Consider the following 12,995-nt stretch of genomic DNA (forward strand, 5'->3'; position numbering starts at 1 on the left):
GAAGCGGGGGGCGGTCGGCGGGTTTGGGAACCCGGTGGGGCGGGAACACGCCGCCTCCCACCACGGCGACGGAAGGGTGCGGAGCGTGTCGCGGCACGACGACCTGCTCGGGATCGACGGCCTGCTCGCGGGCCGGTACCGCCTCGACGGCCTGCTCGGCAGCGGCGGCACGGCCGTCGTGCACCGGGCGTGGGACACCCGCCTGGACCGGTTCGTCGCGGTCAAGCTGTTCACCCTCGACGACGACCCCACCGCGCGCCGCCGCTTCCAGCGCGAGGTGAGCACCCTGGCGGACCTGCACCACCCCGCCCTGGTGTCCGTGCAGGACGCGGGCACCGCCGGCCACCGGCCGTTCGTGGTGCTGCGGCTGGTCGACGGCCCCACGCTGCGCGACCGCCTCGCCGACGGGCCGATGCCGCCGGAGGCCGTGCGCGCGCTCGGCTCCCGCCTGGCCGACGCGCTCGCGCACGTCCACGAACGGGGTGTCGTGCACCGCGACGTGAAGCCGTCCAACGTGCTGCTCGACGCCGGCGGCAACGCCCACCTCGCCGACTTCGGCCTGGCCCGGGGACCGGGCGCGACGCGCCTCACCCGCCGGGACCACGTGGTCGGCTCGGCCGCCTACCTCGCGCCCGAGCAGGTCCGCGGCGGCGAGGTGGGACCGCCCGCCGACGTCTACTCGCTGGGCCTGGTGCTGCTGGAGTGCCTGACCGGCCGCCGCGAGTACGAAGGCGGTGCCGTGGACGCCGCCTTCGCGCGCCTGGACCGCCCGCCCGCCGTGCCGCCGGGCCTGCCCGCCGACCTGACCCGCCTGCTGCTGCTGATGACGGCCCTGTCGGTGCGGCGCAGACCCGGCGCCGCCGAGTGCGCCCGGGCCCTCGGCGGCTGACCGCCTTCCACGACCCGCCGGCGGGAGCCGGTTGCCGGCCGCTCCGGCGACCGGGATGCTCGACCGGTGGAGGAGTTCGCGACGTTGGGCGTGCCCGCGCACCGCGGCGGGGTGCTGGTGCGGTGGCCGGGCGCGAGCGTCGGCCTGGTCAGCGCGGTCTCCCGGACGTCCGGCCTGGTGCTGGAGCTCCTCGCCCGGCAGCCGCTGGACCGGCGCACCGCCCTCGAACGGCAGCGCGACATCCGCGAGCGGCGCGGCGGACCGGCCACCCGCGTGCCGCCCGGGGACGACGACGCCCTGCGCGTCGGGTGGCGCGACGGCGACGGCCGCGCGCACCGGGTGCGCGAGTCGGTGTGGACGACCGACAGCGGTGACGACCACGACGGCGAGTTCGGCCCGTCCCGGCGCGCCGCCTACTGGCTCCCGCCGGTCCACGACCGGCTCGACCTGGTGCTCGGGTGGCCCTCGCTCGGCCTCCCGGACACCGCGGTCGCGTTCCCGCTGCCGGGTCGGGAGGAGGTGGCGCGCGGCACCGCGTCCATCTGGGACGCGCCGGTGCTCGCGACGCCGACGACCGGGGAGTTCGAGGAGCGGTTCTCGCGCGCCTCGCCGCGCGTCGCGGTCGAGGAGGGCGCGATCGCCGTCGCCCAGCGCGTCCTGCACCGCGGCGAGCACGCCGTGCTGGTGCTGGGCCGGCTGGCCACCGTCGGTCCCGACCTGCTGTCCCTCGGCCTGGTGTGCGTGGCGCGGGGCGAGGTGGCGCGCGAGCTCTCGGCGGCCACCTCCCCGCCGGGTGCGGACCCGGACCACGAGCCGCGCGTCGCGGTGCTGCACGACGGCGTGGCGCACCGGGCGCACGCGTCGCACGGCTCGTGGTCCGGCGGCGGGGACGCCCTGGACGGCACCCGGGAGTTCGTGCTGGAGCGGCACGGGGACGTCGCCGACCTGCTCGTCTCCTGGCCGCCGGCCGGTCTCGCCCCGGCCCGGGTGCGCGTCCCGCTCGACCCGGCCTGAGCCGGAGGTCCTAACGGGACGGCGCGGCGGCGGTGCGGAACGCCGCGCGGTAGCCGCCCGGGTTCGTGCCGACGACGCGCTTGAACCGGTCGCGGAACGCGGTGGGCGAGCCGAACCCGACCTGCGCGGCGATGCGCTCGACCGGGTGGTCGGTGGCTTCGAGCAGGTACTGGGCCCGGCGGACGCGGGCGCGCAGCAGCCACTGGAGGGGAGTGGTGCCGGTCTGCTCCCGGAAGCGGCGGTTCAGCGTCCGGGTGCTCGTGCCCGCCCGCGCGGCGATGTCCTCCAGGGTCAGCTCCTCCGCCGCGTTGTCCTCCAGCCACGCCAGCAGCGGCTCCATCGTCGTGCCGCGGGGCACCGGCGGCGGGTCGTGCACGATGAACTGGGCCTGGCCGCCCTCGCGCTCCAGCGGTACGACCGACAGCCGCGCCGCGTCGGCGGCCACCGCCGAGCCGTGGTCGCGGCGGATCAGGTGCAGGCACAGGTCCAGGCCCGCCGCCGCGCCCGCCGAGGTCAGGAGCTGCCCGTTGTCGACGTAGAGCACGTCCGGGTCGACCTCGACCGCCGGGTGGCGGGCGGCCAGCCCGGGCGCGGCCACCCAGTGGGTCGTCGCCCGCAGGCCGTCCAGCAGGCCGGTCGCGGCGAGCACGAACGCGCCCGTGCAGATCGACGCGATGCGGGTGCCCCGGGCGGCGGCGGCGCGCAGGGCGTCGAGCACCTCGTCCGGCACGGGCTCGTCGGGCGCGGTGGTGCCGGGCAGCACGATCGTGTCGGCGGCGGCCAGCGCCTCCAGCCCCCAGTGCGCCCGCAGGGTGAACGCGCCCGCGTCCACGGTCGGCGTGGCGGCGCACACCCTGACCCGGTACGGGGCGCGCCCGTCGGGCAGCCGGGTGCGGGCGAACACCTCGATCGGCGTGGCCAGGTCGAACGGGACGACCCGGTCGAGCGCCAGGACGGCGATCGTGTGCATGGCGACCACGGTAACGGGTTCTGGCCAGACCGCTGACCTGCGCCTCGGTCGGACCGGGCAGGTCACGGCGGATGGCGGGAACCAGGTGGAAGATGGCATTCCGGCCGGTGCCGCCGGGCGCGCGGCCCGGTTAGCGTCCTGATCATGACGAAGGTGTTGCTGTCGCTGCACGTGCTGGCCGCGATCGTCGCGATCGGGCCGGTCACCGTCGCGGCGAGCATGTTCCCCGCCGCCACGCGCCGGGCGCTGGCCACGGGGGAGGAGCGCGACGTCGTGGTCCTGCGCACGCTCAACCGCATCTGCCGGGTCTACGCGGCGCTGGGCGTGGCGGTGCCGCTGTTCGGCCTGTTCACCGCGAGCAGCCTCGGCGTGCTCGGCGACGCGTGGCTGATCACGTCGATCGCCCTGACCGCGGTGGCGGCCGGCGTGCTCGTGCTGGCGGTGCTGCCGCGCCAGCAGGCGGTCCTGGAGGGGGTCGGCCACGACCCGGTGACGGTGGGGGCGTCGTGGCCCGGGCGGCTGGCGATGCAGACCGGGGTGTTCAACCTGCTGTGGGCGGCCGTCACCGTGCTGATGATCGTCCGACCCGGTTCCACCACGGGGGCGTGACGCCCGTCGGGCGGGGGTTTGGCCATGCGGCCGGGTGGAACCTCGGGCATGGTCCTGGTCACTCCTGATCCGGGCACGGTGTGGCGTTTTGCCCACTAATGTCCGTTTCTGCGAAGCTGCCACCTCCACCGACGAGCGGAAGGCGGGAAAACGGGTGCTGGAGATCGACGCGCTCACGTGGGGCGTGACCATCGGGTTGATCCTGCTGCTGCTCGCGGTCGACCTGGTGCTCGCCGCGGTCCGGCCGCACCGGGTCGGGTTCGGCGAGGCGACCGCCTGGTCGGTGTTCTACATCCTGGTCGCCGTGGGTTTCGGCGTGTGGCTGACGATGGCCCACGGCGGTGGGTTCGGCACCGAGTACTTCGCGGGCTACATCGTCGAGAAGTCGCTGTCGGTCGACAACCTGTTCGTGTTCGTGATCATCATGACCACGTTCGCGGTGCCCGAGGAGCACCAGCACAAGGTGCTGACGTTCGGCATCGTGCTGGCGCTGGTGATGCGCGCCATCTTCATCGCGCTCGGCGCGACGCTGCTCTCGCTGTTCTCGTTCATGTTCCTGCTGTTCGGCCTGCTGCTGATCTTCACCGCGGTGCAGCTGTTCCGGCACCGCGACGAGGACCCGGACGTGGAGAACAACGCGGTCGTGCGCACCGCGCGGCGCGTGCTGCCGCTGTCCACCGAGTACGACGGCGGCAAGCTGTTCACCCGGGAGGGCGGCAAGCGGGTCGGCACGCCGCTGTTCATCGTGCTGGTCGCCATCGGCGGCATCGACCTGCTGTTCGCCCTGGACTCCATCCCGGCCGTGTTCGGCGTGACGGAGGAGCCGTACATCGTCTTCGTCGCCAACGCCTTCGCGCTGCTCGGCCTGCGGGCACTGTTCTTCCTGGTCAAGGGCCTCCTGGACCGGCTCGTCTACCTGTCGACCGGGCTGGCGGTCATCCTCGCGTTCATCGGCGTGAAGCTGATCCTGCACTGGCTGCACGTGGACGTGTCGGCGAGCGTGCCGGAGATCGCGACGCCGGTCAGCCTGGGCGTGATCATCGGCGTCCTGGCGATCGTCACGGTCGCGAGCCTGCTCAAGACCCGCAAGGACCCGTCGGCCAAGGCGCACCCCGGGTCGCTGCGGGCGAGCAGGTCCCGATCGGGGGAGGACGAGCGCTGACCGGGACCACTGGTACCGTCCACTCGATAACTTCAGTGTAGACAAAAAGAAGTTCTGCATCGCGCCGAGCTTGGTGCCGAACGTCCTGACCAGCGAAAACCCGCTGAGGACGCGCGGCGCCAGGCTCGGCGCGGTGATGATCGAGTTCGACGTCGAGTTGCCCGGTGGTCCCGTGCTGCACGCCTGCGACACGGGCGGGGACGGGCTCCCGGTGGTGTGGCACCACGGGACGCCGAACCTCGGCGCGCCGCCCGCGCCGCTGTTCGCGGACGCCGCCCGGCTGGGTCTGCGGTGGCTGTCCTTCGACCGGTCCGGGTACGGCGGGTCGTCGGGGCGGCCGGGGCGGGACGTGGCGTCGGCGGCGGTGTGCGCGGCGGCCGTGGCGGACGCGGCGGGGGTCGGCCGGTTCGCGGTGGTGGGGCACTCCGGTGGTGGGCCGCACGCGCTGGCGTGCGGTGCGCTCCTGGGCGGGCGGGTGGTGGCCGTCGTGTCGGTGGCGGGGTTGGCCCCGTACGGCGCGGAGGGGCTGGACTGGTTCGCGGGGATGGCGGAGTCGGGTGGGGCGTCGTTGCGCGCGGCGGTGGCGGGGCGTGCGGTGAAGCCGGCGTTCGAGGCGTCGGGGGAGGAGCGGGAGCCGGGGTTCACGTCGGCGGACTGGGCCGCGCTGGAGGGGGAGTGGTCGTGGTTCGGGTCGGTGGTGGGTCCGGCGCTGGGTGCGCCGGGCGCGGTGGACGACGACCTGGCGTACGTGGCGCCGTGGGGGTTCGACCCGGCCGACGTGGTGGCACCGGTGCTGCTGGTGCACGGCGGGGAGGACCGCGTGGTGCCGGCGGCGCACTCGCGGTGGTTGGCGGGGCGGTGCGCGGGGGCGGAGCTGCGGGTGTCGGCGGGGGACGGTCACCTGTCGGTGCTGTCGTCGGCCGTGTCGTGCCTGGAGTGGGTGCGTGCGCGGTGGGAGGGGTCGTCGGGCGGTGAGGTCCGTCGTTCGGCGGGGTGACCGGGCCGCCGGTCAGGGCTGACCGGTGGTGAGTTCGTGGGCGAGGGTGACGGCGGCGCGGGCGGGGTCGTGGGCGAAGCGGCTGGGGAAGGCGTCGTGGACGCGCCAGCCCGCGCCGCGCAGGGCGCGCCAGCGGGTGAGGTGGGCGGCGGGGCCGTCGGGGTGGGGGCGGGTGTCGAGGGCGACGGCGTGGGCGCGTTCGCCGACGACGAGGTCGACGTGCAGGTGGCCGACGGGGTAGCCGGTGCGGGTGGTGAGGCCGAGGGCGGTGAGCTCGTCGGCGAGGCGGGCGGTCCACTCGTCGGCGGGTGCGGTGCCGGGGGTGCCGGTGGGCGGGGTGTCGGCGTGGGCGAGGTAGTCGGCGACGAGGCCGACGGGCGCGGTGGCCGAGGTGATGGCGTGGACGCGGTGGCGGGCGCGGGTGGTGAGGACGGCGAGCAGGTTGCGGTCGCCGGCGAAGCGCCAGGCGTGGGGGCGGTCGTCGTCGGTGAGGGCGAAGCTGATGACGACCTCGTCGAACTCGGAGCCCTGCACGCCGTGGACGGTGCCGACGCGGACGCCGCCGGTGGTGATCTCGTCGAGGGTGAGGCGGTCGAGGAGGGCTTGTTCGAGGGCGTCGGCCTGGGCGCGGAACGGGGTGACGACGCCGATGGAGCGGGTGCCGGCGGCGGTGCGGCGGCGGACGTGGGCGAGGGCGGCGTCGACCTCGACGTGGTTGACGCCCTTGTCGTCGCGGGTGCCGGGGACGTGTTCGGTGTCGATGCGGTCGACGTCGGCGAGGGCGGGGTGGGTGGTGAGCAGGGCGATGCGGCCGTCGTAGAAGCGGGTGGCGGCGAAGCCGATGAGGTGGGGCGCGCAGCGGTGGTGCTCGGTGAGGTGGTGGACGTCGGCGACGGCGGTCGCGGCGTCGAAGAGGCTGACCTTGGGCACGTCGAGGCGGTCGGCGAGGGCGGTGGTGCCCTCGGCGGCGAGGGCGTCGCGGACGGCCTGGTCGCCGACGAAGGAGACGTGGCGCAGTTGGCGTGGGTCGCCGCCGATGACGGCGCGTCGGCCGCGCAGCAGGGCGGGTGCGGCGAGGGGTTGGTCGACGTGGCCGGCCTCGTCGAGGACGACGAGGTCGAACATGCCGGGTGCGGCGGGGAGGATGTTTTCGACGTCGGCGAGGGTGCCGACCCACACGGGCAGGGCTCGCACGAGGTCGTGGGGCGGGATGGTGGCGAGGGCGCGGCGGCGGGCGGCGGGGCCGGAGCGCAGGGCGGTGGCGAGCGCGGCGACGGCGCGTCGTGGTCCGGTGCCGCGGTGGCCGGTGGCGAGGGCGCGCAGCCAGGCGGCGGTGGCGGCGTGGGCGCGGGTGTCCTCTTCGGCGAGCAGGTCGCGCAGGGCGTGCAGGTCGGTGCCGCCGCGTGCGGCGACGCGGACGTGGGCGGCGGACTGCTCGGCGGCGGTGAGGGCCGCGGCGAGGTCGGCGGTGGTGGTGCCGTCCGGTGCGCCGGTGCGGCGGCGTGCGGTGCGCAGCGCGAGGGCGGTGCGGGTGCGGGCGAGGGGGCCGGTGCGGGGGCGGAGCAGGGTGCGGAGGCGGTCGAGGTCGGTGTCGGCGTCGAAGGCGCGGGGTGCGACGAGCCGGTGCGCGGGCATGAGGGCTTCGCGGTGCACGGCGGCGTGGAGGAGTTCTTCGTCGCGCAGGGCGGCGGCGATGGCGCGTTCGGCGGTGGTGACGGCGGCGTCGGCGGCGCGGCGGGCGTGGTCGAGGGTGGCGAGTTCGTTCGTGGTCGTGGTGGCGGTGGGTCCGTCGGCGAGTTCGCGTGCGGTGTCCTGGCGGAGTTCGGAGTCGCCGAAGAGGACGGGGGCGGGGCCGCCGGCGCGGTGCAGTGCGGTGGCGAGGGCGTCGGCGGCGCTGCGGGTGCGGCTGGCGAGCAGGACGGAGCGGCCGGCGGCGACGGCGTCGAGGGCGATGGCGGCGAGGGTGTGGGTCTTGCCGCTGCCGGGTGGTCCGCCGAGGACGGTGACGGGTGCGCGGCGGGCGGCGAGGACGGCGGCGCGCTGGTCGGGGCTGAGCGGCAGGGGGCCGGTGACCGGTTCGCCGGTGACCGGTTCGCCGGTGGCCGGGGCGGGGTCGTGGTGCTGGGCGTAGAGGGCGGCGAGGGCGGTGTGCTCGACGCCGGGGGTGCGGGCCCAGGTGTGGAGGTCGTTGCCGCGTCCGGTGGTGACGACGGGTTCGCCGGCGTGCAGGCCGGTCCCGGCGACGACGACGAGTTGGTCGCCGCCGACGTAGCGGCGCGGGTCGTGCGCGGCGTCGAGGACGGGGACGGGGTCGAGGCCGGCGGCGGCGAGCACGGCGGTGATCCAGGAGTGGTCGGTGGTGAGGCCGGTTTCGAGGTCGGCGGCCCGGGTCCAGTCGGTGACGAGGGGGAAGAGGGCGGTGTCGCCGGCGGCGTGCAGGGTGTGGCGGCGTCCGGCGACGTGGCGCAGTCGCACGGGGCGTGACGCGAGGGGCAGGCAGAGGCGTCGTCGTTGCCCGTTGACGCGGGTGGGGCCGCACAGGAAGGCCCAGCCGAGGCGGAGCAGGCGGTCCTCGTGGTGCAGGGCGTCGAACTGGGCGAGGCGCAGCGCGGCCTGGTGCTGGGAGGGGGAGGCGATCCAGGGTGGTCCGGCGGGTGTGCCGGGGCGGGCGGTCAGGGCGGTCCACCCGGCGGTCCCGTCGCCGATCCAGGCGAGGCCGGCGGTCTTGGTGAGGTCGAGCTGGACCCGTTGCGGCTGTTCGGAGGCGCTGAGTCGGGCCAGCGTGCGCAGCACGGCCGGGACGGTCACGGCGGTGATCCTGCCACGTGGGGGGCTCGGCGGGTCGGGTCAGGCGGTCTCGTGGGCCGGGGCGGGTGTCGCGCCGGTCCGGCGGGGCCACGGCGGTCTCGTGGGCTGGGGGTGCCGGGCGACCGCTGGGTGTCCGGAGTGGATGGTCGGGGGCGGTGTCGGGCCGGTCCGCTCCGCTCGGACGTGTGAACCGCCGAGTTATCCCGGCGGGCCGTAGAGCCCCGGCCGGCCGCGTCCCCCGAAGTAGGCCGCGAGGGGGAGGTCGACGGCGGCGAGCGCGATCGGCGCCCCGTCGCGCTCCCACGCCCGCCGGATCGCCGGCGCGTGGCCCGGGTGCGCGCCCAGCGCCACGACCACGCCGGCCACCTGCTCGGCCCCCACCGCCTCGCCGTTGCCCGCCAGGCACTCCCGCACGGCCACCGCGTCCGCCCGCGCCATCCGCAGCCCCAGTCGCGCCCGCCGCGCCGGGTCCGCGCCCACCGCCGCCGCGAACCGCTCGCAGCGCACCTCGTCGCGTGCCGCGTCGCCGAACTCCGCCACCAGCGCCAGCGCCAGCACCTCGTAGACCGCGCGCACGCGCTCCGCCCGGATCGACGCCGGCGGTACCCGGAACCCGCGCACCACGCGCTCGGCCGCCGCCGTCACGTCGCGCCCGCGCACCACCCCGTCCGCGTTGGAGTCGAACAGCCGCAGCCGCCGCGCGACCCTGCCGACGAGGCGGTCGTCGTCCATGGAGAACCCCGATGTCGTTTCACGGCGCCACGAACCCCGAATTTTATCCGGCCCGCCGAACCGCTCCACTCCCTGAAAGGATGAACCGCGCCGGGGCGCCGCCCGGTTGTCCAGCACGTCGATCACCAGCGCCTCGGCCGCCGACACCGGTGACCCCCTGCTCCTGCTGCGCCACCTGCGCCTGACCCCGGCCGCCGACGTTGAGCTGGGCGAGCACCTGCGCGGCCTCGTCGACGAGGCCGAGGACGCGGGCGGGCACGAGTTCCGGCACGGCGTCCTGGTGGCCCTGTACCGCGAGCCCTGACCGGGGCACACTGGACGGCACGGCGCTTCCCCCGCCGGCACCACGCGAACGGGGGGAGCGCATGTCCAGGTACCGGGCGGCACTGGCCGCCGCCGCGCGCGGCTGGCCCGTCCTGCCGCTGCGCCCGCACGACAAGGCGCCCGCCCTGCGCGGCTGGGACCGCGAGGCCACCCTCGACCGCGACCTCATCCGCCGCTGGTGGTCCCGGCACCCCTACAACGTCGGCATCTCGTGCGGCGCGGCCGGGTTGCTCGTGGTCGACCTCGACGTGCCCCACGGTCGCGAGGCGTTCGCCCGGCGCGCCTGGCAGCACGGCGAGGACGACCCGCGCGACACCTACTCGGTGAGCACCGCCTCCGGGGGAGAGCACCGCTACTTCCTCGCCCCCGATGTGCCGCTGGGCAACACCGCCGGCAGGCTCGCCCCGCACGTCGACACCCGCGGCGTCGGCGGGTACGTGGTGGCCGCCGGGTCCCTGCTCGGCACGCGCCGGTACCGGGTGCTGCGCGACCTGCCCGTCGCGCCCGCCCCCGACTGGCTCGTCGCCGTGCTCACCCCGCCGCCGCCCGAGCACCTCGACATCCCCGTGCAGCGCCACCGCTCCGGGCGGCGCGTGGCCGCCTACCGGGACGCCGTCGTGGACGGCGAGGTGCGGCGCGTCGAGGAGGCCCGCCCCGGCGTGCGCGCGCACGTGGTGTTCACCGCCGCGTGCCGCCTGGGCGAACTCGTCGGGGCGGGCTGGCTGGACGAGGCCACCGCCCGCTCACTGCTGCTCGCCGCCGCCGCACCCCACGACGGGGTCGAGGGGTGGACCGGCCGCGAAGCCGCCCGCCACGTCGCCAACGGCCTCGCCCTGGGCCGCCGCCGGCCCCGCGTCCTGCGCTGACCCCGCGTCCTGCACCGACCCGCCCGGGACGTCCCGGGCCGACAGCAACCGCACCAGCACCAGCAGCCCCGCCACCCGGATCAGGTCGTCGAGCCCCAGCACCGCGTCCTCGGCCACCGGGTCCTCGACCACCGCCCGCCGCCGCGCCGCCCGCCGCTCCGACCACCACAGCACCACCGCCACCACCGCCCCCAGCGGGGCGAGCACGACCAGCGTCGCGACCGGGTCGCCACCGCCCGCAGGCGGGTCGACCCGGTCGGGGTCGACCGAGGACAGCACCGATCCAGCATGCCGCAGCACGCCGCCCGAGTCAGCCGTCCGGTCGAAGGGTGCCGCCACCCCCGTGTCTCAACCGGCACCGGGACCGGGCCGCACCGGGACCGGACTTCGGCACCGCACCGGTCAGCGGGCCACCTCCCGTCCCACCGGCGCGCCGTCGGCGGGGGAGCGCGGCGCGGGCACACCTCCCTCCGGCGGCTCCGGCAGGTCAGCGCCCCGCAGGTCAGCGCCCCGCAGGTCAGCGCCCCGCAGGTCAGCGCCTGCCGGTTCGGTGCCCGGCAGCTCCGCACCCGGCGGACTCGCGCCTGCCGGCCCGGTGCCCGGCCCGGCGCGCCGGGTCGTGGCCACCACGGCGACCGCGCCGAGCGTGATCACCGCGCCCACCAGCGGCAGGACGCGCGCGTCCACCGCGCCGCCGAGCACGCCCGACCCCGCGATGCCCGCGTAGATGGCCGAGGCGTTCAGCGCGAGCAGCAGGTTCGCCCGGTCCGGGTCCAGCGCCACCAGCGCCGCGAACAGCGGCGGGTTGAACGCCCAGAACAACGCGCCCCAGGCGAACAGCAGCACCGCCGGTCCCGGTCCGGGACCCGTCACCACCGCCGGCAGCAGCGCCAGCACCACCGCGCTGCCGCCCAGCGCCACCAGCAGCGGGACCCGCGGCCCGCACCGGTCGGCCGCCACGCCGCCGAGCGCGTTGCCGAGCACCCCGCCGATCCCGTAGGCCAGCAGGTTCCCTCCCGACGGCGAACCGCCCAGCACCGGACCCAGGTAGCCGTAGACGCTGAACGTGCCCAGGCACGCCAGCAGCGACACCGCCAGCAGCCGCTGCACCGGCCGATCGGCCAGCGGGGCCAACCGCTGCCGCACGTCGACCACCGGACCGGGCGGGACGGCCGGCACCGCCGCGCGCACCACCAGCGCCGCCACCAGGCACAGCAGCGCGGTCAGCACGAACGCCGCCCGGTAGCCGAACTGGTCGGCCACGAACCGGCCGGCCGGCACGCCCAGCAGCGTGGCCGCGGTGAGCCCGCCCGTGACCACGGCCATCGCCGCCGCCGGTCGGCCGGGGTTGAGCCGGGCCGCCACCGCGGTCGCCGCCGGGGTCGCCAGCGCCGCGCCGCACGCGGTGACCACCCGGGCCACCAGCAGCAGGTCCAACGTCGGCGCGACCGCCGCGCCCAGGTTGCCCACCGCCGCCACCAGCAGCGCGACCACCAGCACCGCCCGCCGGCCGAAGCGCGTCGTCGCGATCGCCAGCAGCGGCGAGCCGACCGCGTAGGCCAGGGCGAACGCGGTGATCGCCGTGCCCGCCGCGGCGGCGGACACCCCGTGGTCGGCGGCCAGTTCGGTCAGCACCGCGGCGACCACGTACCCGCTGGACCCCGCCGCGACCGTCGTGGCGGCCAGCGCGGCGGTCCGGGCGTGCATCACGACACCAGTCGGGGCGGCGCCGGGGTGAGGTGGGCGGACAGGTCGGGTGGCCGGCGGCCGGTGAAGGCCGCCAGGTAGACGGACTCGCGCACCAGCGCCACCGGTCTGCCCGCGCTGAGCAGCGTGGCCTGGCACCACAGGACGGGCACGTCCCCGGGCAGGTCGGGCAGCGGGTCGGCGAAGTCGGGGTCCTCGGGCGCGCGGGCCGTGGTCGCGTAGTGGGTGGCCCGGCGCGCCTCGGTCAGCAGCACGCCGAGCGGGGTGTAGCCGCGGGCGAGGTCCTCGCGGCGCGGTTCGTCGAGGTCGAGGGCCTGCTGGTGCACGAGCGCGGTGATGGCGGCCAGCCGGGGGGAGCTGTCGCCGAGGTTGGGGACCAGGTACCCCTCGCGTCGGGTCACCCGCGTGCCCGGCGGTAAGCCGAGCAGGTGGGCCTGGCGCGGCGTCAGGACGTGCGGGGCGTCGGGTCGTCGGGGGTCGCGGCGCAGGCGGTAGCCCACCCACAGGGACAGCACGCGGGTGAAGGGGACGGGTACGTCGCGCAGGAAGCGGGCCATGGTCTCGGCCCTGCTCCCCGCTTCGTCCGCGTGCGCGGAGGGAGCGGTGTGGATCATCGGGGTGCACCTCCCGGTGAGTGCCGCACGTCGTTGTGCGGGCATCGGTGCGGTTCACCCACCATGAGGCCGCACGGATGCGGAAACATCCGTAGGGTGACGTAGAGAAATCTGCATATGGTCCACAGTGGACCTCATGCCGATGGTCCGTTCGGTCCAACGCCGCCGCCCCGACCCGTCGGGGCCCGACCCGGTTGTTCCTGGTATTCCTGCCGGCACTTCTGCCTGGCGCCGCCACCGCGTCGTCGCTTGACTGGCCCCGCGGGGCCCCGGCGAGCCGAACGCCGACCCCCTCAGACCTGT

General features: G+C 76.4%; 12 protein-coding genes. 7 read left to right on the top strand and 5 right to left on the bottom strand.

What is annotated here, in order from left to right:
- Positions 1–85 precede the first annotated feature (85 nt).
- Positions 86–889 (top strand): serine/threonine-protein kinase, encoded by an 804-nt coding sequence (locus ACR807_RS25940; RefSeq protein ID WP_438924020.1) that lies wholly within the window; start codon positions 86–88, stop codon positions 887–889.
- A 66-nt stretch (positions 890–955) separates the two neighbouring features.
- On the top strand, positions 956–1,903 hold the full coding sequence (locus ACR807_RS25945) for a hypothetical protein (protein WP_438924021.1): 948 nt from the start codon (positions 956–958) through the stop codon (positions 1,901–1,903).
- 10 nt (positions 1,904–1,913) lie between these two features.
- Here ACR807_RS25945 and ACR807_RS25950 read toward each other — a convergent pair whose 3' ends face one another.
- Positions 1,914–2,873, bottom strand: a complete 960-nt coding sequence (locus ACR807_RS25950; RefSeq protein ID WP_438924022.1) for a GlxA family transcriptional regulator — start codon at positions 2,871–2,873, stop codon at positions 1,914–1,916.
- Positions 2,874–3,017: 144 nt separating this feature from the next.
- On the opposite strand from ACR807_RS25950, the gene ACR807_RS25955 reads away from it, so the two are divergent.
- The 3 genes from ACR807_RS25955 (at position 3,018) to ACR807_RS25965 (ending at position 5,641) form a co-directional block, all read left to right on the top strand.
- On the top strand, positions 3,018–3,482 hold the full coding sequence (locus ACR807_RS25955; RefSeq protein ID WP_438924023.1) for a hypothetical protein: 465 nt from the start codon (positions 3,018–3,020) through the stop codon (positions 3,480–3,482).
- A 154-nt stretch (positions 3,483–3,636) separates the two neighbouring features.
- Positions 3,637–4,644, top strand: a complete 1,008-nt coding sequence (locus ACR807_RS25960; RefSeq protein ID WP_438924024.1) for a TerC/Alx family metal homeostasis membrane protein — start codon at positions 3,637–3,639, stop codon at positions 4,642–4,644.
- A gap of 73 nt (positions 4,645–4,717) precedes the next feature.
- The gene (locus tag ACR807_RS25965; protein ID WP_438924031.1) at positions 4,718–5,641 is read left to right on the top strand and encodes an alpha/beta fold hydrolase; all 924 of its coding nucleotides are present in this window, start codon (positions 4,718–4,720) and stop codon (positions 5,639–5,641) included.
- A 12-nt stretch (positions 5,642–5,653) separates the two neighbouring features.
- Here ACR807_RS25965 and ACR807_RS25970 read toward each other — a convergent pair whose 3' ends face one another.
- Positions 5,654–8,449, bottom strand: a complete 2,796-nt coding sequence (locus tag ACR807_RS25970) for an AAA domain-containing protein (RefSeq protein WP_438924025.1) — start codon at positions 8,447–8,449, stop codon at positions 5,654–5,656.
- A gap of 198 nt (positions 8,450–8,647) precedes the next feature.
- Positions 8,648–9,181, bottom strand: coding sequence for a hypothetical protein (locus ACR807_RS25975; protein ID WP_438924026.1), 534 nt, complete (start codon positions 9,179–9,181; stop codon positions 8,648–8,650).
- Positions 9,182–9,287: 106 nt separating this feature from the next.
- On the opposite strand from ACR807_RS25975, the gene ACR807_RS25980 reads away from it, so the two are divergent.
- The gene (locus ACR807_RS25980; RefSeq protein WP_438924027.1) at positions 9,288–9,485 is read left to right on the top strand and encodes a hypothetical protein; all 198 of its coding nucleotides are present in this window, start codon (positions 9,288–9,290) and stop codon (positions 9,483–9,485) included.
- A gap of 61 nt (positions 9,486–9,546) precedes the next feature.
- Positions 9,547–10,371, top strand: coding sequence for a bifunctional DNA primase/polymerase (locus ACR807_RS25985; RefSeq protein WP_438924028.1), 825 nt, complete (start codon positions 9,547–9,549; stop codon positions 10,369–10,371).
- 402 nt (positions 10,372–10,773) lie between these two features.
- Here ACR807_RS25985 and ACR807_RS25990 read toward each other — a convergent pair whose 3' ends face one another.
- Positions 10,774–12,078, bottom strand: coding sequence for an MFS transporter (locus tag ACR807_RS25990; protein WP_438924029.1), 1,305 nt, complete (start codon positions 12,076–12,078; stop codon positions 10,774–10,776).
- A complete protein-coding gene (locus ACR807_RS25995) occupies positions 12,078–12,692 on the bottom strand; it encodes a putative hydro-lyase (RefSeq protein ID WP_438924030.1) in 615 nt (204 codons plus the stop codon). Before ACR807_RS25995 ends, ACR807_RS25990 begins: the two co-directional genes overlap by 1 nt.
- Positions 12,693–12,995 lie beyond the last annotated feature (303 nt).

It is taken from the genome of Saccharothrix sabaoui (assembly GCF_051756985.1).
In the GTDB taxonomy this organism is placed as follows: Bacteria; Actinomycetota; Actinomycetes; order Mycobacteriales; family Pseudonocardiaceae; genus Actinosynnema.